The sequence below is a fragment of the Ramlibacter paludis genome (assembly GCF_022012305.1).
Classification (GTDB): Bacteria; Pseudomonadota; Gammaproteobacteria; order Burkholderiales; family Burkholderiaceae_C; genus Ramlibacter; species Ramlibacter paludis.
Window position 1 is genome coordinate 182,523 of sequence record NZ_JAKLTM010000002.1, and the last position, 24,801, is coordinate 207,323.

The following is a 24,801-nucleotide window of genomic DNA, read 5'->3' on the forward strand; positions in this document are numbered from 1 at the left end:
TATCCTTGCGCTGGCCGCGATGGCCTGTGTCTTGCTAACGAATTCAACCCCACCGAGGAGAACACCGTGAGTCCTTTCCATCCCGTCCGAATGCTGGCGATCGCCGCCGCGTGCGCTTTCGCCCTGCCCCTTGCCCACGCCGGCAAGACGCTCGACGCCATCAAAGCCCGCGGCCAGGTCGTCTGCGGCGTCAACACCGGCCTGGCCGGCTTCTCGGAGGCGAACAGCAACGGCGCCTGGAGCGGCCTCGACGTCGACGTCTGCAAGGCCGTCGCCGCCGCCACGCTGGGCGATGCGAACAAGGTCAAGTGGGTGCCGCTGAACGCGCAGCAGCGCTTCACCGCGCTGCAGTCCGGCGAAATCGACGTGCTCTCGCGCAACACGACCTGGACCCTCACGCGCGATGCCTCGCTGGGCCTCACCTTCACCGGCGTCACCTACTACGACGGCCAGGGCTTCATGGTCCCCACCAAGAGCAAGATCAAGAGCGCCAAGCAGCTGAAGGGCGCGACGGTCTGCGTGCAGTCCGGCACGACGACCGAGAAGAACCTCACCGACTACTCGCGCGCCAACAACCTGAACATCAAGCCCGTGGTGTTCGAGAAGCTGGAGGCGACCAACGCCGCCTACTTCTCCGGCCGCTGCCAGGCCTACACCACCGACGCCTCCGGCCTCGCGTCCATCCGCAACAAGGAAGCCAAGTCGCCGGCCGACCACGTGATCCTGCCGGAGCTGATTTCCAAGGAGCCGCTGGCCGTGGCCGTGCGGCGCGGCGACGACGAGTGGGCCGCCATCGTGCGCTGGGTGGTGTTCGGCCTGATCGAGGCCGAGGAGTACGGCGTGACCCAGGCCAACGTCGACCAGATGGCCAAGGACAGCAAGGACCCGGTGGTCGGCCGCCTCCTGGGCACCACCGAAGACACCGGCAAGCTGCTGGGCCTGGACAAGGACTGGCTGGCCCGCGCCATCAAGGCCACCGGCAACTACGGCGAGATCTTCGAGCGCAACGTCGGCCCCAAGACCGCCCTCGCCCTGCCGCGCGGCAGCAACCAGCTGTGGTCCAAGGGCGGGTTCATGTACGCGCCCCCGGTGCGTTGATTCCCGCGCGACCGGCGCCTCCGCGCCGGCGGGTCGCGCTGTCCTGGCGCAGCCCCCGGCTGCGCGGCTGGGTCTACCAGCTGGTGGCGCTCGTCGTGATCGTGGGGCTCGTCGCGCTGCTGACCAGCACCACGCTGGCCAACATGCGCGCCCGCGGCATCCAGAGCGGCTTCGACTTCCTCGCGCAGCCGGCCGGCTTCGACATCGGCGAAGCCTGGTTCGGCTACGAGTCGAACGACGCCTACTGGAAGGCCTTCGCCGTCGGCGCGATGAACACCTTGCGCGTCGCCATCGTCGGCATCGTGCTTTGCACCATCCTGGGCGTGACCCTCGGCCTCGGCCGCTTCTCGCGCAACGCACTGGTGCGCGGCATCTGCTACGGCTACGTCGAGCTGTTCCGCAACGTGCCCGTGCTGCTGCAGCTGCTGGTGTGGTACCTGGCGCTCACCGAGTTCCTGCCGCCGCCGATGGAGCCCGTGGTCATCGGCCACCTGTTCTTCCTGAGCAAGAACGGCCTGTCCTTTCCTTCGCCCGTGTGGCTGCCGGGACATGGCCTGACCGTGGCGATCATCATCGCCGGCGTGGTGGCCGCGATCGCCTATGTCTTCGCGGCACGCCGGCATTTCGAACGCACCGGGCAGCCCTGGCCCGTGGCGCTGGGCGCGGCGGGAATCGTGGTCGCCGGGCTGGGCCTGGCGCTGCTGGCAGGCGGCGCGCCGCTCGACTGGGAATTGCCGGCCCTGAGCGAGATCCAGGTCGAGGGCGGCGCCTCCTGGACGCCCGAATTCCTCGCGGTGCTGCTCGGACTCGTGTTCTACACCTCCGCCTTCGTCGCGGAAGTGGTGCGCGCGGGCATCGCTTCGGTGCCCGCCGGGCAGATCGAGGCCAGTGCCGCGCTCGGCCTGCCGCGCATGCGGGCCATGCAACTGGTGGTGCTGCCGCAGGCGCTGCGGCTGATCGTGCCGCCGCTTACCAACCAGTACCTGAACCTCACCAAGAACTCGTCGCTGGCGGTGGCGGTCGGCTACCCGGACGTCGTGTCCATCGCCAACACGGCGATCAACCAGTCGGGCCGCGCGGTCGAATGCATCGCCATCATCATGGCGGTCTACCTCACGACCTCGCTGCTGACGTCGGCGGCCATGGCCTGGGTGAACCGGCGCGCGGCGCTGAAGGAACGGTGATGAACGACGCAGCCGCGATCGACTACGCCGTGATCCATCCCCGCGCCGCGCCGCACATCCGCACGGGGCGCACGGCCTGGCTGCGCGCCAACCTGTTTTCGGGTGTCTTCAGCAGCATCGCCACGCTGCTGGTGGCCGCTGCCGCGCTCTGGCTCGGATGGCACGCCTTCGACTGGGGCGTGCTGCACGCGGTCTGGAAGGCCGACGCCGACACCTGCCAGGCCGCCCGCGGCATCGGCGCCTGCTGGGGCGTCGTTGCGGAAAAGGGCCGCTTCATCATCATGGGCCGCTACCCGCATGCCGAGCACTGGCGGCCGCTGCTGGCCATGGCGATCCTGCTGACGCTGGTGGTGGGCAGCTGCATGCCGCGCTGCTGGAAGGGCGCGCTGCTGGTGCCGGCCTGGGTGCTGGGGCTGGCCAGCTGTTTCATGTTGATGGCGGGCGGCGTCCTGGGCTTGCAAAAGGTGCCGACCGACCAGTGGGGCGGCCTGCCGCTGACGCTGATGCTGACCGTGCTCTCGATGGCCCTGGCCTTTCCGCTCGCGGTGCTGGTGGCGCTCGGGCGGCGCTCCAACATGCCCGCCATCCGCAGCCTGTGCACGCTCTACGTGGAATTGATCCGTGGCGTGCCGCTGATCTCGGTGCTGTTCATGGCGTCCTTCATGTTCCCGCTGTTCCTGCCGCCCGGCAAGTCGCCCGACGTGCTGGTGCGCATCGTGGCGGGCATCACGCTCTTCACGGCGGCCTACATGGCGGAGATCGTGCGCGGCGGCCTGCAATCGCTGGGCAAGGGCCAGGTCGAGGCGGCGGCGAGCGTAGGACTCGGCTACTGGCAGACGCAGCGCAAGGTGGTGCTGCCGCAGGCGCTGGGCGCGTCGGTGCCCAGCATCATGAACACCTTCATCTCGCTGCTGAAGGACACCTCGCTGGTGACCATCGTCAGCATGTACGAGCTGACCGGGGCGTTGTCGCTCGCGCTCGCCTCCGATCCCAACTGGCGGCCCTTCAAGATCGAGGGCTACCTCTTCATCGCCGCGATCTACTTCGCGCTGTGCTTCTCGATGTCGCGCTACAGCCTTTCCCTGGAGCGGCGCCTGGCCCGCAGCAAGCAACACTGACATGACCGAACCCATCGTCCGCTTCGACAACGTGAACAAGTGGTACGGCGACGGCTACCACGTGCTGCGCGACATAGAGCTCAGCGTCGCACCGGGCGAACGCGTGGTGATCTGCGGGCCTTCGGGCTCGGGCAAGTCCACGCTGATCCGCTGCATCAACGGCCTGGAGGACTACCAGGAAGGCAAGCTCACCGTCGCCGGCATTCCGCTGGGTGACGACGTGAAGGCGCTGGAAGCGGTGCGGCGCCAGGTCGGCATGGTCTTCCAGCAGTTCAACCTGTTCCCGCACCTGACCGTGCTGGAGAACCTGACGCTGGCGCCGACCTGGGTCGGCCGCCTGCCGAAGAAGGACGCCGAGGAACGCGCCATGCAGCAGCTGGAACGCGTGCGCATCGCGGAGCAGGCGCACAAGTACCCGCTGCAGCTCTCCGGCGGCCAGCAGCAGCGCGTGGCGATCGCGCGCGCCCTGTGCCTCACGCCCAAGGTGATGCTGTTCGACGAGCCGACCTCCGCGCTGGACCCGGAAATGATCAAGGAAGTGCTGGACGTGATGACAGAGCTGGCCGGCCAGGGCATGACCATGCTGTGCGTGACGCACGAAATGGCCTTCGCGCGCGCCGTCGCCGATCGCGTCGTGTTCATGGACGAAGGCCAGGTGGTGGAGGAGAACACCCCGGCGAACTTCTTCGAGGCGCCGGCCACCGCGCGCGGCCGCGACTTCCTCTCGAAGATCCTCGGTCACTGAGGCAGGCGCGCTCCCGCCCGGCCCGAAGCCCGGTCGATCTGCTCGTAGTCCGAGATCACCTGCGCGCCCAGCAGCAGCAGGGTGGCGGCGATTTCCAGGCTGAACAGCACGACGATCGCCGTCGTCAGCGAGCCGTACACCACGCTCACCTTGGACAAGGTGGCGAAGTACCAGACCAGCACGCGCCGCGAGAGCTCCCACAGCACCGCCGCCGTCACGCCGCCGACCAGGGCATGGCGCCACCAGAGACGCCCGACCGGCATCACCATGTAGATGGAGGTCAGCAGCATCACCTCGCCGGCCAGGCCCAGCAGGTACAGCAGCACGCCCGACACCCCTTGCAGCGACCATTGGGTCCCGAGGAACTCGATCGAGTCCTGCGCCATCGCCTGGATGCCGCCGGAGACGAAGGTCATCACCATGAGGCCGAAACCCAGCGAGAGGATGTAGCAGTAAGGCAGCAGCGCCGAGACCAGGAAGTGCCGGCGCCGCACGGCGAAGCGGTGCAGGAAGATCACCGACATCGCCTTTTCCAGCACGGTGAAGGCGAGCGAACTGAAGAACAGCATCGTGACCAGCAGCACCCAGCCGATGTAGCTCTGGTGGTGCACGAAGTTCGCCAGTTCGCCGACGATGGGCTTCGACTGCCCGGGCACGATCCACTCGAGGTAGCGGCCAAGCGTGGACAGCAGCTCGTTCTGGTCCACCCAGTGCGACAGCGCGATCACCACCAGGATCAGCAGCGGCACCACCGACAGCAGGGCGTAATAGGCCACCGCGCCCGCCAGCAGCAGGCCCTGGTTCTTCTTGAAGCCGCTCAGCACGCGGCGGGCAAAGGTGCCGGGATGGGCCAGCACGTAGGCGCCGGCGGGGCTCAGCATTCGCATCCGGGGAGTATGCCGCCCCGGCGCGATTCCGTGGGCTACACGTCGATGGCTGCCGCCGACCCTGCCTGCTTGCGCAGCTCGAACTTCTGGATCTTGCCGGTCGAGGTCTTGGGCAGTTCGCCGAACACCACGGCTTTCGGCACCTTGAAGCCGGCGAGGTGCTTCTTGCAATGGGCCACGATGTCCGCGGCCGTGACGCTGGCGCCGGGCTTCAGCTCGATGAAGGCGCAAGGCGTCTCGCCCCATTTCGGGTCCGGCTTGGCCACCACAGCCGCGGCCAGCACTTCGGGATGCCGGTACAGCACGTCCTCGACCTCGATCGACGAGATGTTCTCGCCGCCGGAAATGATGATGTCCTTGCTGCGGTCCTTGATCTTGATGTAGCCGTCGGGGTACTGCACCGCCAGGTCGCCGGTGTGGTACCAGCCGCCCGCGAAGGCCTCGGCCGTCGCCTTGGCGTTCTTCAGGTAGCCCTTCATCGTGATGTTGCCGCGGAACATGATCTCGCCCATCGTCTCGCCGTCCCAGGGCACCGGCTTCATCGTCTCGGGATCGATCACCTGCGCGCTGCGCTGCAGGTGGTAGCGCACGCCCTGGCGCGCGTTGAGGCGCGCGCGCTCGCCGATGTCCACGCGCTCCCAGTCGTCGTGCTTGGCGCAGGCAGTTGCCGGCCCGTAGACCTCGGTCAGGCCGTAGACGTGCGTCAGGTCGAAGCCCAGCTTCTCCATGCCCTCGATCAGCGAGGCCGGCGGCGCGGCGCCCGCCACCATCGCCTTCACGCCCTTGGGCAGGCCCTGCTTCAGGTTCTCCGGGGCGTTCACCAGCATGCCGTGCACGATCGGCGCGCCGCAGTAGTGCGTGACGCCGTACTCGCGGATCGCATCGGCCATCGCCCGCGCCTCCGCCTTGCGCAGGCAGACGTTGACGCCGGCGCGCGCCGCCACCGTCCAGGGGAAGCACCAGCCGTTGCAATGGAACATGGGCAGCGTCCAGAGGTAGACCGGATGCTTGGGCAGGTCCCATTCGAGGATGTTGGAGATGGCGTTGGTCGCGGCGCCGCGATGGTGGTAGACCACGCCCTTGGGATTGCCGGTGGTGCCGCTGGTGTAGTTCAGCGCGATGGCATCCCACTCGTCGGCGGGCAGCTGCCAGGCGAAAGCCGGGTCGCCCTGCGCAAGGAATTCCTCGTAGCTGCTGCTGCCGATGCGGCTCGCGGTACCCGTGAACAGCGCGTCCTCGGCGTCGATCACCAGCAGCGGCCGCTGCGACTGCCGCAGCGCGATGGCCTTCTGCATCACGCCCGCGAATTCCGGATCGACGATCACCGCCTTCGCCTCGCCGTGGTCCAGCATGAAGGCAATGGCTTCCGCATCGAGCCGCGTGTTCAGCGCATTGAGCACGGCGCCGGCCATGGGCACGCCGAAATGCGCTTCCACCATGGGCGGCACGTTCGGCAGCATGACGGCGACCGTGTCGTTCTTGACTATGCCGGCGCGTTGCAGGGCGCTGGCCAGCTGGCGGCAGCGATCGTAGGTCTGCTTCCAGGTGCGGCGCAGCGCGCCGTGGACGATGGCGGTGCGCTGCGGATACACGTCCGCGGCGCGTTCCAGGAAGGAGAGCGGCGAGAGCGGCGTGAAGTTCGCCTCGCTGCGCGGGAGGTCCTGGTCGAAGATGCTGGCCATGCCTTGTCTCCTGGCTGTTGTGCCGCAAAGGGTAGCCCTTTTCCGGGCAGTGCAGAATCAGGGAAGAACACCCGTCACATGGCGATCCCCCAGAATTTCATCCAGGAACTGCTTGCCCGAGCCGACGTCGTCGAGCTCGTGGGCCGGCACGTCCAGCTGAAAAAGACCGGCGCCAACTTCTCCGGCCTCTGCCCTTTCCACTCGGAGAAGTCGCCCTCCTTCACCGTGAGCCCGAGCAAGCAGTTCTATCACTGCTTCGGCTGCGGCAAGAACGGCAATGCCCTGGGCTTCCTGATCGACTATGCCGGCATGAACTTCGTCGAGGCGGTCAAGGACCTGGCCGGCCAGTACGGCATGCAGGTGCCGGAGGAAGATCGCTCGCCGGCCGAACGCGCGCGCGACGCCGAACAGAAGCAGAAACAGGCGACGCTGACCGACGTGCTGGAAAAAGCCGGCGCCGCCTACCGCAAGCACCTGAAGAACTCGCCGCGCGCCATCGCCTATTTCAAGGGCCGGGGCGTCTCGGGCGAAGTGGCGAAGCAGTTCGGCCTGGGCTACGCGCCCGAGGGCTGGCGCAGCCTGGCCAGCGTCTTCCCGTCCTATGACGACCCGCTGCTGGCCGAAAGCGGCCTCGTGATCGTCAACGAGGAGGACGACAAGCGCTACGACCGCTTCCGCGACCGGGTGATGTTCCCGATCCGCAACGTCAAGGGCGAGTGCATCGGCTTCGGCGGGCGCGTGCTGGGCGACGAGAAGCCCAAGTACCTCAACTCGCCGGAAACACCGGTCTTCAGCAAGGGCCGCGAGCTCTATGGCCTGTTCGAGGCGCGCAACGCCTTGCGCGAGCACGGCTACGTGCTGGTGACCGAGGGCTACATGGACGTGGTGGCGCTGGCGCAACTGGGTTTCCCCAACGCCGTCGCCACGCTGGGCACCGCCTGCACGCCGGACCACGTGCAGAAGCTGTTCCGCTTCACCGACAGCGTGGTCTTCAGCTTCGACGGCGACGCCGCCGGCCGCCGCGCCGCGCGCAAGGCGCTGGATGGCGCCCTGCCCTATGCCAGCGACGTGCGGTCGGTGAAGTTCCTGTTCCTGCCGCCCGAGCACGACCCGGACAGCTACATCCGCGAGCACGGCCAGGAGGCCTTCGCCCGTTTCGTGCGGCAAGCCGTCCCCCTGAGCACCTTCCTGATCGAGGCCTCCGCCGAGGGCTGCGACCTGGCCACGGCCGAAGGGCGCTCGAAGATGATCAGCAACGCCGGCCCGCTGTGGAAACTGCTGCCCGACGGCGCGCTCAAGCGCCAGCTGCTGGCCGAGATCGCCGAGCGGGCCCAGCTGGCGGTCCACGACCTGATGGAGCTGTGGGGCGTGGCGCCGCCGCCGGCCGCCGGCAAGTGGAAGCCCAGGCGCAGCAAGGACGGCGACTCGCCCTACCCGAAGCGGGCCTACGGCGCGGGGCCGCGGCAGACCGTCAAGCCCAAGTCCATCGCCCTGGCGGAGCTGATCGCCCGCGGCGTGCTGCGCAATTCGGAGGCCTGGGGTTTGTTTTCGCACGAAGACCACCACCTGCTCTGTGAGCTGCAGCCGCCGCTCGGCGACCTGTTCTCCTGGGTCGACGCCCGCTTCCACGAGCACGGCGGCGAACCCTGGGCGGTGCTGCAGCTGGGGGTGGAAGGCCAGCCCTTCGCCGAGCTGGCCAACCGCCTGATCGGCCTGGACAACATGCAGCCGCACGGCAGAGCCATTGAAGTCGAGGACGTGGGCGACGCCGATTTGCGGCGGGCCATGACCGACATCCACCTGGACGCGGTCACGGAGGAGATGAAGGAAGTCGCCAGGCTGCCCCTGACCGATCCGGGCCGGATGGAGCGCCTTTACGCCCTGACGCGGCGGCAAATGGCGCTGCAGGAACATAAAAAAGCCGTCCCCAAGGCTTGAAATTGCAGAACAATCCTATAATGTAGGGTTGCGGCAAGAGCGACAGCAGCACCTCCGGACCGGCCAGCCGTGCACATTGCGCGGCGCCCCCTAGCGGGCCCAGGCCAAATTACCGCAAGGGCTGCACCCCAAATGTTCGCCCACCCATCTTGCCCCTGATGGCCATCGCCGGCCACTTCTGCACCCGCGCCGGGTTCGTGGCGCTTTTGTGTTCCTGCCGTTTTTGTCCGAGGTTCTATGCCCGCTCAGAAGCCTGCGAAGGCCATTGTCACGAAACCTGCCGGAAAGAAACCGGTCAAAGCCTCAGCGCCGCCCGCGAAACCCGCCAAGGCCCCGTTGAAGGTCGTGAAGAACGACAGCAGTGCCCCGTCCCGAGTCCCCGCCGCAACGAAAGTAACCAAGCCCGTGCCCGCCACCAAGTCTCCCGCCAAGGCCGAAAAGGCCTCCGCCAAGGAAGAAACGAAGAAGCCCGCCAAGTCGGCCGCTGCCGCCGTCGAAGAAGTCGTCAAGAAGAAGCCCGGCCGCCCGCCCAAGGCCGCCTCCGCCGATGCCGACACGGGCAAGGCCACCACCGGCGCCAAGCGCGGCCGCAAGCCCAAGAACGCCGAAGCCGCCGGTGCCAAGCCGGGCGGTGAGGACGTCGACCTCGCCGACATCGAAGCCGAATTCGCCGACAGCGAACCGGTGGCCGAGGCGGTGACCGAGAAGGTCAAGCCGCTGCGCATGAAGATCAGCAAGGCGAAGGAACGCGCCTTGATGAAGGAATTCGGCCTGGACGAGACCGTCCTGACCGAAGAGGAAATGCTCAAGCGCCGCCAGCGCCTGAAGACCCTGATCACGCTGGGCAAGACGCGCGGCTACCTCACGCACGCCGAGATCTCCGACCACCTGCCGGACAAGCTGGTCGACGCCGAGACCCTCGAAGTCGTGGTCACCATGCTGAACGACCTCGGCGTGGCGGTGTACGAGCAGACGCCCGACGCCGAGATGCTGCTGCTGAACAACACGACGCCCACGGCAGCGACGGCGGAGGAAGCGGAAGAAGAAGCGGAAGCCGCCCTGTCCACCGTGGACAGCGAATTCGGCCGCACCACCGACCCCGTGCGCATGTACATGCGCGAGATGGGCACGGTCGAACTGCTGACGCGTGAAGGCGAAATCGAGATCGCCAAGCGCATCGAAGGCGGCCTGATGGCGATGATGGAGGCCATCTCGGCCTCGCCCGCCACCATTGCCGAGATCCTGCGCCTGGCCGCGGAGATCCGCGAAGGCAAGATCGTCATCTCCACCGTGGTGGACGGCTTCTCCAACCCGAACGAAGCCGACGACTACGTCGCGGAAGAAGACTTCGACGAGTTCGACGCCGACGACGACGACGACGGCTCGGGTGGCTCCAAGGCCCTGACCAAGAAGCTGGAAGAGCTGAAGGCGCAGGCGCTGGAACGCTTCGACCGCATCGCCGGCCTGTTCGAGAAGGTGCACAAGGCCTACGACAAGGAAGGCTGGGGCACGCCCGCGTACCACAAGGCGCAGCACGCCCTGTCCGAGGAGCTGATGACCATCCGCTTCACGGCCAAGACCATCGAGAAGCTGTGCGACATGGTGCGCGGACAGGTCGACGACGTGCGCAAGAAGGAGCGCGAGCTGCGCCGCATCATCGTCGACAAGTGCGGCATGCCGCAGGAAACCTTCGTCAAGGACTTCCCGCCCAACCTGCTGAACCTGAAGTGGGTGGAGAAGCAGGCCGCCGCCGGCAAGCCCTGGAGCACCATCATCGCCCGCAACGTGCCGGCGATCCAGGAACTGCAGCAGAAGCTGGCCGACCTGCAGTCGCGCGTGGTCGTGCCGCTGACCGAGCTGAAGGAAATCAACAAGCGCATGAACGAGGGCGAGGCCTCGTCGCGCGACGCGAAGAAGGAAATGATCGAGGCCAACCTGCGCCTCGTGATCTCCATCGCCAAGAAGTACACCAACCGCGGCCTGCAGTTCCTGGACCTGATCCAGGAAGGCAACATCGGCCTGATGAAGGCGGTGGACAAGTTCGAATACCGCCGCGGCTACAAGTTCTCGACCTATGCCACCTGGTGGATCCGCCAGGCCATCACGCGCTCGATCGCGGACCAGGCCCGCACGATCCGCATCCCGGTGCACATGATCGAGACCATCAACAAGATGAACCGCATCTCGCGCCAGCACCTGCAGGAGTTCGGCTTCGAGCCGGACGCCAGCATCCTGGCGGCCAAGATGGAGATCCCGGAAGACAAGATCCGCAAGATCATGAAGATCGCGAAAGAGCCGATCTCCATGGAGACGCCGATCGGCGACGACGACGATTCCCACCTGGGCGATTTCATCGAGGACACCGGCAACACCGCGCCGATCGAAGCCGCCATGCAGGCCGGCCTGCGCGACGTGGTGAAGGACATCCTCGACTCGCTCACGCCGCGCGAAGCCAAGGTGCTGCGCATGCGCTTCGGCATCGAGATGAGCACGGACCACACGCTGGAGGAAGTCGGCAAGCAGTTCGACGTCACCCGCGAGCGGATCCGCCAGATCGAGGCGAAGGCGCTGCGCAAGCTGAAGCATCCGTCGCGTTCGGACAAGCTGCGGTCGTTCATCGACACGCTGTAAGAACAAGGGCCCTGCGGGGCCCTTTTTTCATCCCGGCAAGCGAGGGTTAACGATTCCCCTGACCGGAAGCTGACCTTCCTAGAATGGCCGCGACCCCGGAGGAGACATCCATGCCGAATCGCCGCCACGTCCTTTCTTCCGCCGCCGCCCTGGGCGCGGCTGCCGTCGTCCCCGGCCTTGCGCGCGCGCAAGGCGCCTGGCCCAACCGGCCGGTCACCGTCATCTGCCCCTGGGGCGCGGGCGGCGGCACCGATGCCACGGTGCGCATCATCGCCAACCTGCTGGAGAAAGACCTCGGCCAGCCCTTCAACGTGGTGAACCGCACCGGCGGCTCCGGCGTCGTCGGCCACTCGGCCATCGCGACCGCGCCGCCCGACGGCTACACGCTGGGCATGCTGACAGTCGAGATCGCCATGATGCACTGGCAGAAGCTCACCGAGCTCAACCCCACCAGCTACACGCCGCTGGCCCTGATGAACGAAGACCCGCCGGGCGTCACCGTCAGCGGGTCGGCGCCCTACCAGAACGTCAAGGCACTGGCCGACGCCATCAAGGCCTCGCCCGCGGGCAAGTTCAAGGCTTCGGGCACCGGGCAAGGCGGCATCTGGCACCTGGCCCTGGTGGGCTGGCTGCAGGCCATGGGCCTCAAGCCGAACCACGTGGCCTGGGTGCCCTCCAACGGCGCCGGTCCGGCCATGCAGGACCTGGCCGCCAACGGGCTGGACCTGGTCACCTGTTCGCTGCCCGAGTCGCGCGCGCTGGTCGAGGCCGGCAAGGCGCGCTCGCTGGCGATCATGGCCAACGAGCGCAATCCCGCCTTTGCCAACGTGCCCACGCTGAAGGAATCGATGGGGGTCGACTACTCCGTCGGCGCCTGGCGCGGCATCGCCGGTCCCAAGGGCCTGCCCGCGGACGTCACGGCCAAGCTGGTCACCGCGCTCAAGAAGGCCAACGACTCCAAGGAGTTCCGCGACTTCATGGCCAACCGCGGCTTCGGCGTCAAATGGGCCGACCCCGCCGGCTTCACCAGCTTCATGGCGGCGTCCGATGCCGCGATGGGCGCGGCGATGAAGTCCGCCGGCCTGGTGACCTGAACCCGTGAAGGTCTCCGACCGGGTCACCGGTGCCATGCTGGTCGCCCTGGGCGGAGCCGCGTACTGGGGCGGCTCGCTGCTGCCGCCGGTGCCGGGGCAGCAGGTCGGCCCCAACGTCTTTCCGATGGTCATAGGCGCGGCCCTCGTGGCCTGCGGCGTGCTGATCATGGTGGGCGTCGGACGCAGCTTCGAGGAAGACGAAAAGATCGTCACCTCCGCGAGCGGCGCGGTGGCGGACGAGGAGGCGGTCGAAGCCGCGCAAGGACGCATGGCCACCTTCCTGCGCGGCGGCTGGAAGATCCTGCTGCCGCCGGCGGCGCTCTTCTTCTACTACTTCGCCTCGGAGCGCCTGGGCTTCTGGATCACGGCTTCGCTGATGGTTTTCGCCCTTGCCTGGAGCCAGGGCGCGAAAGTCAAATGGGCGCTGGGCCTCGCCGTCGTGGCCCCGGCGCTCGTGCACCTCACCTTCTACAAGCTGCTGCGCGTGCCGCTTCCGCCGGGGCTCCTCGCCTTCCCCTGGGCATGAACAACCTGCTCCAGGGCTTCACCATGGTCATGCAGCCGGACGTGCTGCTGACGATCCTGTGCGCGTCGATCTACGGCTTGATCGTCGGCGCCCTGCCCGGCCTGTCGGCGACCATGGCGACCGCCTTGCTGGTGCCGGTGACCTTCTACATGTCGCCCATCGCGGCGGTCTCGGCCATCATCGCCGCTTCGGCCATGGCGATCTTCTCGGGCGACATCCCCGGCTGCCTGCTGCGCATTCCCGGCACGCCCGCTTCGGCCGCCTACACGGACGAAGCCTTCGCGATGACGATGAAGGGCCAGCCGGAACTGGCGCTGGGCATCTGCCTGTGGTTCTCCGCCATCGGCGGCATCATCGGGACGATCTCGCTGATCGCGATGGCGCCGCTGCTGGCCGAAGTCGCCTTCCAGTTCTCCACCTTCGAATACTTCTGGCTCGCGCTGCTCGGGCTGATGTGCGCCACCATGGTCGCGCGCTCGTCGCCGATCAAGGCCATCGCCGCGATGTTCCTCGGCCTGCTGATCACGTGCGTCGGCAACGAGAACCCCGGCGGCACGCCGCGCTTCACCTTCGGCCTGGCCGACCTGCTGGGCGGCATCGAGATCATCCCGGTGCTGGTGGGCGTGTTCGCGGTGTCCGAGGTGATGCGCGCGTACAAGGCGCAGGACATCCCCGTGCTGCCGCCGCGCAAGTTCGGCAGCATCCTCGCCGGCCAATGGGCCCTGACCAAGTCGCATCCCAAGCAGCAGGTCCGCGGCAACATCGTGGGCATCATCATCGGCGTGCTGCCGGGCGCGGGCGCCGACATGGCCGCCTGGATCAGCTATGCGATGTCCAAGCGCTTCTCCAAGACGCCCGAGAAATTCGGCACCGGCCATCCGGAAGGCCTGATCGAAGCCGGCGCGAGCAACAACGCGAGCCTGGCGTCCGGCTGGGTGCCCTCGCTGCTGTTCGGCATCCCGGGCGACACCATCACGGCCATCGCCATCGGCGTGCTGTACATGAAGGGGCTGAATCCCGGGCCGACGCTCTTCACCGAAAAGGCGTCGAGCATGTACGCGCTGTACATCGTCTTCATGGTGTCCAACATCATCATGATCCCGCTGGGCATCATGATGATCCGCTCGGCGCGCTACGTGCTGTACGTGCCGCGCTCGCTGATCATGCCGGTGATCATCCTGCTGTGCGCCGTGGGCTCGTTCGCCACCGGCAACAACCTGGCGCTCGTGTTCACCGTCGCCGCCTTCGGGCTGGTCGGCTACTTCATGGACCGCAACGGCTACCCGGTGGCCGCGCTGGTGCTGGGCGCCGTGATGGGAACGATGGTCGAACAGAACTTCGTGACCTCGCTGATCAAGTCCGACGGCAGCCTGCTGCCCTTCTTCGGACGGCCGGTGGCGGCCCTGCTCGCTTTCCTGAGCATCGCGGCGGTGCTGTGGCCGCTGGCGGTCTGGCTGCGCCGGCCGCGCGCTCAGAACATCGTTTCCTGATACCGGTCGGTCTTGCCATCCGCGCGCGGCCGCAGCAGCTGCACCTGCGGCTCGAGCGCCGCTTCGGTCTGGTAGTGCTTGCCGCATTCGGGGCAGGCGTACTGCTCCGCGTGGTCGCCATAGGGAACGTGGGAGGCCAGGACACGGAAGCGCGCGCCGCAGTAGCCGCACGACTTCTCGAAGATGCTGAGTTCCTCGTCGTTGGCCGCAGGCTCGTTCATGGCAGTCCCTCCCGGAAAGGTGGACGCCGCCAGTATGCGAGCGCCGCCTTAAGATCGCAAGCCGATGCATTCCAATTCCGATGGCACGTTGCGCGCGGCAAACCGGCGCGGCGTGCTGGCGATGGCGGCCGGCATGGCCAGCTTCGTCGCCAACGACACCCTGGTCAAGTACGTCAGCCAATCGCTGCCCGCCTCGCAGCTGATCTTCCTGCGCGGCGTCTTCGCCATCGCGCTGCTGCTGGTGGTGGTCCATGCCATGGGCGCGACGCGGCAGATCCCGCGCCTGCTCGACGCCCGCGTGCTGCTGCGCGCCCTGTTCGACGCGGTGGCGACCCTGTGCTACCTGATCGCCTTGTTCCAGCTGCCGCTGGCGAACGCCACCGCGATCAACATGGCGACGCCGCTCTTCCTCACCCTGTTCGCCATCGTCGCCTTCGGCGAGAAGGTGGGTGCGGCGCGCTGGCTCGCCATCGCCGCCGGCTTCGCCGGCGTGCTGCTGGTCGTCCAACCCAGCGGCGACGCCTTCAATGCCTACGCTTTGCTTTGCGTGGCCGGCACGCTGCTGCAGGCGGCGCGCGACCTCGTCACGCGCACCATCCACCGCGGCATCCCGTCGATCGTGGTGACGCTGAGCACCGCCATCGGCGTCACCGTGTTGTCCGGCGCCTGGAGCCTGGTGCAGGACTGGCAGCCGGCCAGCGGGCGCCAGCTCGCGCTGCTGGCGGTGGCCAGCGTGTTCCTGAGCGGCGGCTACTACCTGGTGACGATCGCCATGCGGGCCGGCGAGATGAGCGTGATCGCCCCGTTCCGCTATGCCGGGCTGCTGTTCGCAGTGGTGCTGGGGTATGCCGTGTGGGGCGACGTGCCGAATGCGCTGGCGTGGAGCGGCATTGCCTTGCTGGTGGCCGCGGGGGTGGCGGTGCTCAGGCTGTCGTCCCGGCGTTGAGCTGGAACTCCTCGGTGTCGACCTCGCTGCGCGCCTGCGCGCTGTAGCGGTTGCCGTGCACCGTCTGCTGGTTGATGTGCACGTCCACGCGTTGCAGCAGCCCGGGGGACAGCTTCACCTCCGCCGACGCCAGGTCTTCCTTCAGGTGCGCCACGCTGGTGGTCCCGGGAATCGGTACCAGGTCCGGACCCTGGTGCAGCAGCCACGCCAGCGCCAGCTGTGCCGGCGTGCAGCCGGCCTCCGCGGCCAGCGCCTTGTAGCCGGGCAGCAGCTTCAGGTTCAATTCGTAGTTGGCCGGCTCGAAGCGCGGCATGGAGCGGCGGATGTCCTTGGCGTCGAAGGCCGTCACGTCGTGCACGGCGTCGCAGAGGAAGCCGCGCGCCACCGGGCTGAAGGGGACGAAGGCGACGCCCAGCGCGCGGCAGGCGGCCAGCACCGCGATCTCGGCGTTGCGGCTCCAGAGCGAGTACTCGGTCTGCACTGCCGTGATCGGGTGCACCGCATGGGCCTTGCGCAGCGTCTGCGCCGACACTTCCGACAGCCCCAGGGTGCGGATCTTGCCCTGCTCCACCAGGCGGCTCAGCGCGCCCACGCTTTCCTCGATGGGGACCTTCTTGTCCCAGCGGTGCAGGTAATAGAGGTCGATGACGTCGGTCTGCAGGCGGCGCAGGCTGTCCTCGCAGTTGCGGCGCAGCGCCTCCGGGCGGCCGTCGATGACGCGGCGGACCACGCCGTCGTCGCCCTGCACGCCGGCCAGGCCGCCCTTGCTGGCGAGGATGAAGCGCTGCCGGTGCGGCTTGAGCACGCGGGCCACGAGCGCTTCGTTGGCGCCGAAGCCGTACAGCGCGGCGGTGTCGAAGAGCGTGACGCCTTCGTCGAGCGCGGCCAGCAGCACGCGCTCGCCCTGCTCCGCCGACGGCGGAGTGCCGTAGGCATGGCTGAGGTTCATGCAGCCCAGGCCGATGGCCGAGACCGCGAAGGGACCGAGTTGTCGTTGATGCATGGGGCGACTTTAGCGCCCCGCGCCGACCCTTACCGGCTGCCGGATACCACGGTGCCGGCCGACGCCATCAGCATGCGCGCGTTGCGGCTGCCGAGCGCCGCGGCCTTTTGCAGCCAGAGGCCGGCCTGCACCTCGTCCTTGGGCACGGTGGCGCCCTGGCGGTAGGCCACGCCCAGGAAGTAGCTCATCTCCATGCGGCCGTAGCGCATGCCTTCGGGCGTCGCCTTGCCGCACTTCTTGAGGATCACCGGCACGTCGCCCTGGCCTTCGGCGAAGGCCTGCATCTGCTCGACGGTGCGGGCCAGGAAGCTGTCGCGCGCCTGCGTGGCACGCGCCTTGTCGGCCGACTGGGCCACCATCTGGTCGCCCAGGATGGGCAGCACTTCGAACGGCGTCATGCCGGCATGGGTGCGCGCGGAATACCAGGTGCGCAGCATCGCCTTGTCCAGCGGCAGCAGGCCTTGCGTGTGGCTGGTGAAGTAGCTCAGCACGGTGGCGCCTTCCGGATGGCCGCGCATGCCCATCACGTGCATCATCTCGTGGTAGGTGCAGCGGCGGGCATCGCTGTCGCGCATCTGCGTGGTGGCCGACTCGATGGTGGTCTCGGTCTTGAAGTCGATGCGGGTCTCGCAGGGCTGCTGCTGGCTCAGCGCGGTATCGGGCACGATCTCGATGCTGAGGTTGGCCTGCTGCGCGGCGTCGGGCTTGTCGCTCACGTCGATGACCTTGACGCCCGTTTCCTTGCTCACGTCGCGCAGCGCCTGCAGCGTGCGGGCGCGGTGCGCCGCGACGTTGGTGCCGTGGATGCGGACCTTGATGTCCTGCTCCCAGCGCACCAGCCGCGTGGCGGTGCCGCTCTGGTGCCAGAGGACTTCCCACAAGGTGTTCATGCCCTGGTCGAACTCGTCCGCTTGCGCAAGGCAGGGGCTGAGGGCGGCTGCGGCAAACAAGGCCAGGACTCCGGTCTTGAACATCTTGAAAGAACTCCTTGCAGAATGAACGCGGTAGGAGCCCTCCTACGCGCTGTAAGTTCAAGTCCGACACAAGGAGTCGGGCTGCAGCAGAAAAATTCCTCGCTGCAGGCCCTGCTGAGCTGCATTCCGGTCAGACCGTCGCCAGTTTCGCCACCGTTGCAGGGTCCGCGACCCCCGTCGGCGGCAGACCCTTGGCCTGCTGCCAGGACTTCAACCAGGCGGCGGAGCCGGTGCCGAAGATGCCGTCGGCGCGGATCTCCTCGAAACCGCTGAGGCACAACCCCAGCTGCAGCAGCCGCACGTCCAGCCCGCGCTGCAGCGGCGAAGAGACCGCCACGCTGCGCGTGCCGGGCTGCGGTCCGTCATAGCAGCCCGGCGGCACCCCGGACAGCGTGGCCAGCGAGATCTCCTGGTCGCGCACGACCAGCGGCAGCGGCAGGCCCCAGGCGCCCAGTTCCACCAGGCGCTGGAAGGCCGCCATCCGGTAGACCGTCTTGCGCAGCAGCGGATTCGGGTGGCCGGCCAGCCAGGCGTGGCGATTGGCGATGTAGCGCGTGATCCAGGCCTTCTCGCCGCTTTGCGCCACCGTTCCCTGCGTGTCGGTGCGATCGCGCATGGCGGCCCAGGAGCCGTGCACCCAGCTGTCGTAGACGACCGCCACGCCCAGCGCCGTGCGCAGGCCCAGCTTGCGCGCCGCCCGTTCGGCCGGCGCCCAGTAGGCCTCGTCGAAGAAGCGGTCCTGCTCGTCGCGCATCACGGGGTCGTCGGCGCAGGCGCGCAGGAAGTTGTGCAGCCGCAGGTCGCGGTCCAGCGCGAGGTCGCGCGCCTGCAGCGCCGGCAGCCAGGACTTCAGGCGTTCGCCGAAGCGCGCGCCTTCCCGCTGGCAGTAGCGTGCGATGAGCAGGCCCAGGTTGGCCGAGGCCAGCGTCGTCTGCGAGCGGCCGTAGGTGAGGTGGCCCGGGTCGCCCGCCAGCACAGTCACGGCGCCGTAGTGCCCCAGCACCTCGCCGGTCTCGAACAGGTTGACGATGGCTTTGGCCGCCTGGGCCTGGGTGGCGCTGATCGCGGCGGCGGCGTCGCCCGCGGGCCGCCGGTAGTGCAGCGTGCAGGTGCCCGGGCGCGCCGGGTCCTGCACGCAGTCGATCACCTCGTGCTGCGTTTCCTGCAGGTCGGCCTTGCGCTCGTCGCAGTCCTCGCAGGCAACGGTGGTGGAGAAGACGTCGGCCATGGCGGCACCCGTTTCACCACACCATCACCGCGGCCTGCCCCGGCTGCTTGGCATAGCGCAGCCGCAGGCGCAGCACGTATTCCTTGCCGGCGTCAAGGTGCACCTTGAGGTGGGCGTTGTCCTCGGTGCCGCCGTCGTCCTCCTGCGCGATCGGCTTGCCGGCCGGCTGCGCCTGGCGGTACAGCGCCATCAGCGCATCGGCGTCGCCGAAGGTGCGGAACTCGTAGTCGCGCGTCTCGATGGGCTTGAACACGAAGTCGGCCTGCTGGCCCGAGGCGAGGTACAGCGAGTTGGCCTTGAAGGGCGTCAGCGCCTTGGCCGTCTCGGTCTTGACCGGCGGGTAGAAGCTGCGCACCCACTTGCGGTCGCGCGCCGAGAGGCCGCCCTTGGGATGCAGGCCCTTGGCGTACTTCTTCGGCTGCACGATCAGGCCGGCCTCGAAGGGATAGTGCATCACCGAGTTCGGGTCCCACGAAGAGCCCTGCACCTTGTCGGCCGCCAGCTTATCGATGATGTTGTGCTTGGTGGTGGCCTTGCTCCAGTTGTTGGGCGGCGCGGCCAGCGACTTGTAGACGGCGGCCTCGTTCCAGACGATGCCGGCAAAGGGGTTCTGGTGCTCGTGCGGGAAGCCGATCGCGTGGCCGATCTCATGCAGCGCCGTGTCCAGCCCCTCGGCCGGGTCCTCGGTGAGGCTCCAGCCGAAGTTCATGGTGCGCGGGTCCTCGCGCTTGGTCAGGTTGTCGGTGCCTATGTACGACCAGGAACCGTCGCCCTGCAGGAAGGCGATGCGCAGGTCGGCCTCGGCCTGGTTCTGCACCTCGACGAACTCGAGCCCGATGCCCAGCGCCTTCCACATCTGGAAAGCCTGCCGCACCACCGCGCGGTCGGACTCGCTGCCCATCCACGCCTTGGGCTTGGCGTAGAACCAGAAGCGGATGCGCGTGCCATTCAGCCACTTGTACGCCGTTTCCCGGAGCAGGCGGGTGCGTTCGTCGCCACCGGCGCCGGGTTTCGCCGGCAGGTAGCCTTTGGGGTAGTCCACCGCGCAATAGCGCGGGCTGCGGGCCACCTGCGCCAGGTAGGCGCCTTCGTCGGGTTGGGTCTTCTTCGCCATGGTGCACTCCTACAGGGGGGAAAGGCCGGGAATGAGTTCCTTGCGCCGGAAGGCGGCGCAATGCAATTGCGGGGTCTGCGGCTCGGGCACGACGCTGGCGATGCGCTCGCCGGTGCGCGCGATCAGGTCTTCGTAATTGAGGCGCGGCCGCTTCTGCTCGGTCGCGATCTGGCGCAGCACGCTGCACACGCTGAACGTAAAGGCGCCGAAGGCCGTGACGCCATGCCGGTACTCGTAGGCCAGTTCGCCCTCGGCGCAGGCCTCCAGCATCATCGGCACGTAAGGGCCATGGTGGTCGTTGGCGGCCTTGGCCGCCTTGTACTCGGTGGCCGAGGGCGTCCACAGGCTGGTGCCGCGGCCCAGGCGGCGCACGCTGCCGCTTTCGCCGAGCCAGGACGTCCGGTCGCTGGCGCGCGCCACCTTCTTTTCTTCCTGCGCGGTCGGCCTGGCGAGCTGCACGCGCGGCAGCCACATCTGGCTCTTGCGGTCCCAGCGCAGCATGCGGTGCCGCACGTCGTCCGGCGGCGTCAGGCCGCGCGCGCGCAGGCCGTTGCCGCGCGTCATGCCGCCGGCGTGGCAGCAGTCGAGCATGATCGTGAACTGGCAGTCGTAAGGCAGCTGGCCGTACAGCGCCGCGAGCTCGTCGTCGCTGATGCCCTGCCCGTGGCTCCAGTCGAAGTCGTAGGGCACCAGGCATTCGTCGAGGCGGTCGACCTCGGAGTCGCGGCCGAAGCCCGGGATCTGCGCGCCGTGGCCGGCAAAGAAGAAGAACAGCTGGTCGCCGCCCTGCGCGTCCTGCAGCAGCCACTTGAGGCGCTCGCGGATGCCTTCGCCCGTGGCGCGCTCGTTGAGCGCGACGCGGATGCCGTCGGGCGGGAAGCCGAGCTCCTGCAGGGCGGCGCTGACCGCGAAGACATCGTTGACCGGCCCGTCGAGCCGGGCCGCCGGATCGGCATAGTCGGCGATGCCCACCAGCACCGCCTTCTGCTTGAGCGCGTCCGGCTTCGCCTTGACGGCCATGCGCGCATGCGAAGCCGCGAGGTTGGCCGGCTGCGCCGGTGCCGAGCGCTTGGCGCCCCGGGCGGTGGACGCGAGGTCCTGCCACACCGTCAGCGCCGTCTGCTCGTGCGCCAGGTAGTGGGCGCCGTCGTGGTCGGCCGCGCCGGGGATGTCGAAGAAGGTGTCGACCTGGCGGAACTTGCCGCGGTCCGGCAGGCCGACCGGGCAGGTGAAGACGTCGTCCTCGGCATTGAACAGGTGCCACCAGAAGCGGCAGTTGGCGATCGGCTCGAGCCGCCCGCCGAAGACGGCCCGCACGGCCGGGTTGCCGACCTGCGAGCCGAAAGTGACGAAATTCAGGTCGCGCGACAGGGTGCCGCCCGCGGCCTCGTCGCGCCGCAGCGTGTCGTAGGCGACCAGCGAGCCCAGGCTGTGCGCGAGGATCACGTCGGGTTGCGACTGCTGGATCGCCTGCGCGAGGTGCGCGCGCAGCTTGGCGCGCAGGTCCTCCAGCGCCACCCACTGGGCGATCATGCCGGCCGTCCAGCGCACCGCGTCCAGCGCCGCGCCGAGGCCGCCGCGCGAGCGGAACTTGTCGGACAGCCCGTAGAAAAGCCCGCTGGCCGCCAGCCGCACCAGCGCCTCGGTGACCTCGGGCGCGCCCAGCGGCGCCTGCTCGAAGAAGTGGTCGTAGTGGAGGAACTCCAGCACGGGCGGCTCCATGCCGGGACGCCAGGCGGACAGGCCCTGGAACACCGCCTGCTGCCATTGCGGCGGCCAGTCCGTCTTGGCGTCGCCGTGGCCGACGCCGTGGATCGCCAGGATGCGCATGCACGTCCTTCCGCGCCGGCGCAAGGGCCGGATGTCGCACGATAAGAAAGGAAGGCGAAAGCCGCAATCCCCAGGACGAGGGAGCTGTAACCAGCGGCGACCGGAAGGTGAACGGATCACATTCTGGCGGGCACCGCGTCCGCCCTTCGCCTAAGCCGCTTGCCTAGACTTCCTCGCATCACATCGAGGAGAAAGCAATGCAAGCGATCATCAGCGAAATGGGTCAAGCCGCCGGCAGCCTGCGGGCCTTCTGCGACGACGAACCGGCGCCCGAGGCCGACTTCGCCTGGCGCGCGCTGGAAGAAATCGACTACGGCCTGATCCTGGTGAAGCCCGACTGCACCTTCCACCACGCCAACCACCTCGCCCGCCACGAACTGGCCCGCGCCCGCTTCCTGCGCGTCGCCGGCGACCGCGTCGTCGGCCAGACGCCCACCCAGAGCGACGAGATCCTGCGCGCCGTCACCGCCGCCGCCCAGGGCCGCCGCCAGATGCTGATGCTGCGCAGCGACAACGACACCCTGCCGGTGGCCTGCGTGCCGCTGTTCCAGCCCTACGAAGCCAGCGGCGGCTCCGTGCTGCTGATGCTCGGCCGCCAGCCCGGCATCCAGAACCTGAACGTCACCTTCTTCTCGCGCAGCCACGGGCTGACGCCGACCGAAGAAGCCGTGCTGCGCGCGCTGTGCGAAGGCCTGGAAGTGCAGGACATCGCCGAAGCGCATGGCGTGTCGGTCTGCACGGTGCGCACCCAGGTGCGTTCCCTGCGCCTGAAGACGGGGATCGGCAGCATGCGGCTGCTGGTGCAGCGCGTGGCGTCGCTGCCCCCGATGGTGCCCATGAGCCTGACGCTGCGCACGCCGGCTCCGGCACAATCGGGCCTGTGATCGCGAGCGGCCGTCCCCCCCCTTCCCCCCTCAACGGGCATCCGCCCGAATCCAGCCACACGGAGGCCCTGGCCTCCCGCGGCACCTTGCGCAACTACCGCCGGGGCCTGCTCCTGATCCAGGAAGGCGACCTCGGCAATACGCTCTACATCGTCCGCTCGGGGCGCCTGCGCGCCTTCGCCTCCGGCGGCCAGGGCAAGGAAATCACGCTCGGCGTCTACGGCGCCGGCGAATACGTCGGCGAGATGTCCCTGGACGGCGGCCCGCGCTCGGCCAACGTCGAGACGCTCGAAGCCACCACCTGCGCCGTCATCACTCGCGAGACCCTGCTGGCCTACATCGCCGAGCATCCGGACTTCGCGCTGGAAATGATGGCCCGCCTGATCCGCCGCGCGCGCCTCGCCACCGAGAGCACCCGCAGCCTGGCGCTGATCGACGTCTACGGGCGCGCCAAGCGCCTGCTGGAGCAGATGGCGGGCGAGCCGGAGGAAGACGGCACGCGCACGCTCAACGAGCGCATCACGCACCAGCAGATCGCCAGCCACCTCGCCTGCTCGCGCGAGATGATCAGCCGCCTGATGAAGGACCTGGAGACCGGCGGCTACGTGGCCAAGCGGGACCAGCGCATCGTGCTGCTCAAGCCCTTGCCGCAGCGGTGGTGAGATGAGCCTCCCCGCCGAAGCCCTCCGCCTCCTCGCCCTTGCCACCCGCCACGCCACGCCCTGCGGCGATGGCGAGGTCGTCTGGCATGCCTGGGGCGACCCGCGCACCGATCCGCTGGTGCTGCTGCATGGCGGCAGCGGCAGCTGGATGCACTGGATCCGCAACGTCGAGGCGCTGGCCGCGGCCGGCCGCTGGGTGCTGGTACCCGATTTGCCCGGCTTCGGCGATTCGGCGGTGCCGCCGGGGAACAAGGACGCGGACGGGGTGGTCGATCCGATCGCGGAAGGGATCGTCGCCCTGACCGGTTCCGCACCGGTGGACCTGGTGGGCTTTTCCTTCGGCGGCTTGAGCGCCGGATTGCTCGCCGCGGCGCATCCGCAGCGCGTGCACCGCCTGGTGCTGGTCGGTGCGCCGGGTCTCGGCATCCGCGACCGCCGGCTGCCCTTGACGGCCTGGCGCCACCTGGAAGACGAGGACGCGCAGCTGCGTGCGCATCGCCGCAACCTGGCGACCTTGATGCTGTACCGCGAAGAGTCCATCGACGACCTCGCCGTCGCCGTGCAAGCCGCCAACGTGCCGCGCGACCGCATGCAGCGGCGCCGGCTGGCGATGACCGATGCCCTGAGCGTGGCCTTGCAGTCCATCCGCTGCCCGGTCGATGCGATCTATGGCGACCACGACGCGCTGTATGTCGACAAGCTGCCGGAGCTGGAGGCGCGGCTGCGCGAAGGGCCGACCTTCCGGGAGTTGGTCTACGTGCCCGGCGCGGGGCATTGGGCGCAATACGAAGCCGCAGCGGCTTTCGACCGGGCGTTGCTGCGCCTGCTTTCCCACTGACGTTTCCCTCTTCGTAGGCCGTCCGGCGCCGCAGGCGCCGGGAAGGTGACCAACGGGAACCGCGGCTTGCGGCGCCGGGTCAGCGTTTCGGCTGCCCTTTCTGCCACGCCGCAATCAGCACCAGCACCAGTGCAACCGTCAACAGTGTGTCGACCTTGTCGACCGGCCCGCGCCACCGCTGCCACTGCCACCCCAGCGCCCGCACGCCGTAGAACGCCAGCGGCACCTGCACCAACGCCGCGAAAGCATCGAACACCACCATCTGCCGGTACGGCATCCGGAAGGTGCCCAGGAGGAAGAACACCGTAGTGCGCTGCCCCGGCAGGAAGCGCGTGACAAAGGCCGCCAGCGGTCCCCAGCGGCGCACTCGCTCCTCCAGTGCCGGCAGATGCTGCGGCGGAACGATGCGCGCCGCCCAGGGCCGCCGCACCCAGCGCGCGCCGAAATGGCGGCCGGTCCAGAAGGTCAGCAGGTCCCCGCCGATCACGGCCAGCCACGCAATGGCCATCAGCGGGATCTGCTGGAGCTGACCCACGCGCATCCATGCAGCCGACGCCAGCAGCAAGGTGTCCTGGCTGAGCGGCGCGCCGATGCCGCTGCTGAAGAGCGCGAGGAACCAGCCGAGGTAGGCATCGCCACCGCGCAGGGTTTCGAGGAAGAGGAGCGCCAGGTCGAAGATCACGGCGCATTGTCCATCGCGCCTCGCCT

The 24,801-nt window shown here is 68.4% G+C and carries 22 protein-coding genes; 13 read left to right on the top strand and 9 right to left on the bottom strand.

Annotation, left to right across the window (positions count from 1 at the left end; translation table 11 throughout):
- Window positions 1-90: 90 nt before the first annotated feature.
- Genes LZ009_RS07590 through LZ009_RS07605 form a run of 4 tightly spaced genes read left to right on the top strand, consistent with a single transcriptional unit; the run spans window position 91 to window position 4,145 of the window.
- Window positions 91-1,098: an amino acid ABC transporter substrate-binding protein gene (locus LZ009_RS07590; protein ID WP_275697302.1), complete on the top strand. Its 1,008-nt coding sequence runs from the start codon at window positions 91-93 to the stop codon at window positions 1,096-1,098.
- Window positions 1,095-2,282 carry an amino acid ABC transporter permease gene (locus tag LZ009_RS07595; protein WP_275697303.1) on the top strand — a complete coding sequence of 396 codons (1,188 nt, stop codon included), beginning with the start codon at window positions 1,095-1,097 and terminating at the stop codon, window positions 2,280-2,282. Before LZ009_RS07590 ends, LZ009_RS07595 begins: the two co-directional genes overlap by 4 nt.
- Window positions 2,282-3,400, top strand: a complete 1,119-nt coding sequence (locus tag LZ009_RS07600) for an amino acid ABC transporter permease (protein ID WP_275697304.1) — start codon at window positions 2,282-2,284, stop codon at window positions 3,398-3,400. Before LZ009_RS07595 ends, LZ009_RS07600 begins: the two co-directional genes overlap by 1 nt.
- 1 nt (window position 3,401) lies before the next feature.
- The gene (locus tag LZ009_RS07605; protein ID WP_275697305.1) at window positions 3,402-4,145 is read left to right on the top strand and encodes an amino acid ABC transporter ATP-binding protein; all 744 of its coding nucleotides are present in this window, start codon (window positions 3,402-3,404) and stop codon (window positions 4,143-4,145) included.
- On the opposite strand, the gene LZ009_RS07610 is transcribed toward LZ009_RS07605, so the two are convergent.
- Both LZ009_RS07610 and LZ009_RS07615 read right to left on the bottom strand, forming a co-directional pair.
- Window positions 4,139-5,032, bottom strand: a complete 894-nt coding sequence (locus LZ009_RS07610; protein ID WP_430300207.1) for a YihY/virulence factor BrkB family protein — start codon at window positions 5,030-5,032, stop codon at window positions 4,139-4,141. The two genes, LZ009_RS07605 and LZ009_RS07610, sit on opposite strands and share 7 nt — an antisense overlap.
- Window positions 5,033-5,067: 35 nt before the next feature.
- A complete protein-coding gene (locus tag LZ009_RS07615) occupies window positions 5,068-6,714 on the bottom strand; it encodes an acyl-CoA synthetase (RefSeq protein WP_275697306.1) in 1,647 nt (548 codons plus the stop codon).
- 78 nt (window positions 6,715-6,792) lie between these two features.
- On the opposite strand from LZ009_RS07615, the gene dnaG reads away from it, so the two are divergent.
- The 5 genes from dnaG to LZ009_RS07640 all read left to right on the top strand — a co-directional run bounded on the left by dnaG (window position 6,793) and on the right by LZ009_RS07640 (window position 14,393).
- On the top strand, window positions 6,793-8,652 hold the full coding sequence (gene dnaG, locus LZ009_RS07620) for a DNA primase (RefSeq protein WP_275697307.1): 1,860 nt from the start codon (window positions 6,793-6,795) through the stop codon (window positions 8,650-8,652).
- Window positions 8,653-8,889: 237 nt separating this feature from the next.
- Window positions 8,890-11,283 (top strand): RNA polymerase sigma factor RpoD, encoded by a 2,394-nt coding sequence (gene rpoD / locus LZ009_RS07625; RefSeq protein ID WP_275697308.1) that lies wholly within the window; start codon window positions 8,890-8,892, stop codon window positions 11,281-11,283.
- A gap of 110 nt (window positions 11,284-11,393) precedes the next feature.
- Complete coding sequence (locus LZ009_RS07630; protein WP_275697309.1) at window positions 11,394-12,377, top strand: tripartite tricarboxylate transporter substrate binding protein; 984 nt, start codon at window positions 11,394-11,396, stop codon at window positions 12,375-12,377.
- Window positions 12,378-12,381: 4 nt separating this feature from the next.
- Entirely contained in the window at window positions 12,382-12,903 is a 522-nt protein-coding gene (locus LZ009_RS07635; RefSeq protein ID WP_275697310.1) for a tripartite tricarboxylate transporter TctB family protein, read from the top strand.
- A complete protein-coding gene (locus tag LZ009_RS07640; RefSeq protein WP_275697311.1) occupies window positions 12,900-14,393 on the top strand; it encodes a tripartite tricarboxylate transporter permease in 1,494 nt (497 codons plus the stop codon). The genes LZ009_RS07635 and LZ009_RS07640 overlap by 4 nt, the downstream gene beginning before the upstream one ends.
- Here LZ009_RS07640 and LZ009_RS07645 read toward each other — a convergent pair.
- The gene (locus tag LZ009_RS07645) at window positions 14,375-14,614 is read right to left on the bottom strand and encodes a hypothetical protein (RefSeq protein WP_275697312.1); all 240 of its coding nucleotides are present in this window, start codon (window positions 14,612-14,614) and stop codon (window positions 14,375-14,377) included. The two genes, LZ009_RS07640 and LZ009_RS07645, sit on opposite strands and share 19 nt — an antisense overlap.
- Before the next feature lie 64 nt (window positions 14,615-14,678).
- On the opposite strand from LZ009_RS07645, the gene LZ009_RS07650 reads away from it, so the two are divergent.
- Window positions 14,679-15,560 carry a DMT family transporter gene (locus LZ009_RS07650; RefSeq protein WP_275697313.1) on the top strand — a complete coding sequence of 294 codons (882 nt, stop codon included), beginning with the start codon at window positions 14,679-14,681 and terminating at the stop codon, window positions 15,558-15,560.
- On the opposite strand, the gene LZ009_RS07655 is transcribed toward LZ009_RS07650, so the two are convergent.
- From LZ009_RS07655 to LZ009_RS07675, 5 genes are all read right to left on the bottom strand, one after another.
- On the bottom strand, window positions 15,538-16,563 hold the full coding sequence (locus LZ009_RS07655; RefSeq protein ID WP_275697314.1) for an aldo/keto reductase: 1,026 nt from the start codon (window positions 16,561-16,563) through the stop codon (window positions 15,538-15,540). The genes LZ009_RS07650 and LZ009_RS07655 overlap by 23 nt on opposite strands.
- 29 nt (window positions 16,564-16,592) lie before the next feature.
- Complete coding sequence (locus tag LZ009_RS07660) at window positions 16,593-17,537, bottom strand: DUF2927 domain-containing protein (protein WP_275697315.1); 945 nt, start codon at window positions 17,535-17,537, stop codon at window positions 16,593-16,595.
- Window positions 17,538-17,667: 130 nt separating this feature from the next.
- Window positions 17,668-18,765, bottom strand: a complete 1,098-nt coding sequence (locus LZ009_RS07665; RefSeq protein WP_275697316.1) for a peptidoglycan-binding protein — start codon at window positions 18,763-18,765, stop codon at window positions 17,668-17,670.
- 13 nt (window positions 18,766-18,778) lie between these two features.
- Window positions 18,779-19,879 (bottom strand): M12 family metallopeptidase, encoded by a 1,101-nt coding sequence (locus LZ009_RS07670; protein ID WP_275697317.1) that lies wholly within the window; start codon window positions 19,877-19,879, stop codon window positions 18,779-18,781.
- A 9-nt stretch (window positions 19,880-19,888) separates the two neighbouring features.
- The gene (locus tag LZ009_RS07675; protein WP_275697318.1) at window positions 19,889-21,709 is read right to left on the bottom strand and encodes a caspase family protein; all 1,821 of its coding nucleotides are present in this window, start codon (window positions 21,707-21,709) and stop codon (window positions 19,889-19,891) included.
- A 197-nt stretch (window positions 21,710-21,906) separates the two neighbouring features.
- Between LZ009_RS07675 and LZ009_RS07680 the strand changes: the two genes are divergently transcribed.
- From LZ009_RS07680 to LZ009_RS07690, 3 genes are read left to right on the top strand one after another with little or no spacing between them, the layout of a single operon-like run.
- On the top strand, window positions 21,907-22,593 hold the full coding sequence (locus tag LZ009_RS07680) for a helix-turn-helix transcriptional regulator (RefSeq protein ID WP_275697319.1): 687 nt from the start codon (window positions 21,907-21,909) through the stop codon (window positions 22,591-22,593).
- On the top strand, window positions 22,590-23,255 hold the full coding sequence (locus LZ009_RS07685) for a Crp/Fnr family transcriptional regulator (protein WP_275697320.1): 666 nt from the start codon (window positions 22,590-22,592) through the stop codon (window positions 23,253-23,255). Before LZ009_RS07680 ends, LZ009_RS07685 begins: the two co-directional genes overlap by 4 nt.
- 1 nt (window position 23,256) lies before the next feature.
- Complete coding sequence (locus tag LZ009_RS07690; RefSeq protein WP_275697321.1) at window positions 23,257-24,093, top strand: alpha/beta fold hydrolase; 837 nt, start codon at window positions 23,257-23,259, stop codon at window positions 24,091-24,093.
- A gap of 79 nt (window positions 24,094-24,172) precedes the next feature.
- Here LZ009_RS07690 and LZ009_RS07695 read toward each other — a convergent pair whose 3' ends face one another.
- Window positions 24,173-24,775: a DedA family protein gene (locus LZ009_RS07695; RefSeq protein WP_275697322.1), complete on the bottom strand. Its 603-nt coding sequence runs from the start codon at window positions 24,773-24,775 to the stop codon at window positions 24,173-24,175.
- Window positions 24,776-24,801: the final 26 nt, after the last annotated feature.

Coding starts and splice junctions, on each gene's coding strand:
- LZ009_RS07660 (WP_275697315.1), bottom strand. CDS start 17,537: ATGTTCAAGACCGGAGTCCTGGCCTTGTTTGCCGCAGCCGCCCTCAGC.
- LZ009_RS07645 (WP_275697312.1), bottom strand. CDS start 14,614: ATGAACGAGCCTGCGGCCAACGACGAGGAACTCAGCATCTTCGAGAAG.
- rpoD (WP_275697308.1), top strand. CDS start 8,890: ATGCCCGCTCAGAAGCCTGCGAAGGCCATTGTCACGAAACCTGCCGGA.
- LZ009_RS07690 (WP_275697321.1), top strand. CDS start 23,257: ATGAGCCTCCCCGCCGAAGCCCTCCGCCTCCTCGCCCTTGCCACCCGC.
- LZ009_RS07640 (WP_275697311.1), top strand. CDS start 12,900: ATGAACAACCTGCTCCAGGGCTTCACCATGGTCATGCAGCCGGACGTG.
- LZ009_RS07590 (WP_275697302.1), top strand. CDS start 91: ATGCTGGCGATCGCCGCCGCGTGCGCTTTCGCCCTGCCCCTTGCCCAC.
- LZ009_RS07610 (WP_430300207.1), bottom strand. CDS start 5,032: ATGCGAATGCTGAGCCCCGCCGGCGCCTACGTGCTGGCCCATCCCGGC.
- LZ009_RS07600 (WP_275697304.1), top strand. CDS start 2,282: ATGAACGACGCAGCCGCGATCGACTACGCCGTGATCCATCCCCGCGCC.
- LZ009_RS07680 (WP_275697319.1), top strand. CDS start 21,907: ATGCAAGCGATCATCAGCGAAATGGGTCAAGCCGCCGGCAGCCTGCGG.
- dnaG (WP_275697307.1), top strand. CDS start 6,793: ATGGCGATCCCCCAGAATTTCATCCAGGAACTGCTTGCCCGAGCCGAC.
- LZ009_RS07650 (WP_275697313.1), top strand. CDS start 14,679: ATGCATTCCAATTCCGATGGCACGTTGCGCGCGGCAAACCGGCGCGGC.
- LZ009_RS07615 (WP_275697306.1), bottom strand. CDS start 6,714: ATGGCCAGCATCTTCGACCAGGACCTCCCGCGCAGCGAGGCGAACTTC.
- LZ009_RS07605 (WP_275697305.1), top strand. CDS start 3,402: ATGACCGAACCCATCGTCCGCTTCGACAACGTGAACAAGTGGTACGGC.
- LZ009_RS07670 (WP_275697317.1), bottom strand. CDS start 19,879: ATGGCGAAGAAGACCCAACCCGACGAAGGCGCCTACCTGGCGCAGGTG.
- LZ009_RS07630 (WP_275697309.1), top strand. CDS start 11,394: ATGCCGAATCGCCGCCACGTCCTTTCTTCCGCCGCCGCCCTGGGCGCG.
- LZ009_RS07675 (WP_275697318.1), bottom strand. CDS start 21,709: ATGCGCATCCTGGCGATCCACGGCGTCGGCCACGGCGACGCCAAGACG.
- LZ009_RS07655 (WP_275697314.1), bottom strand. CDS start 16,563: ATGCATCAACGACAACTCGGTCCCTTCGCGGTCTCGGCCATCGGCCTG.
- LZ009_RS07665 (WP_275697316.1), bottom strand. CDS start 18,765: ATGGCCGACGTCTTCTCCACCACCGTTGCCTGCGAGGACTGCGACGAG.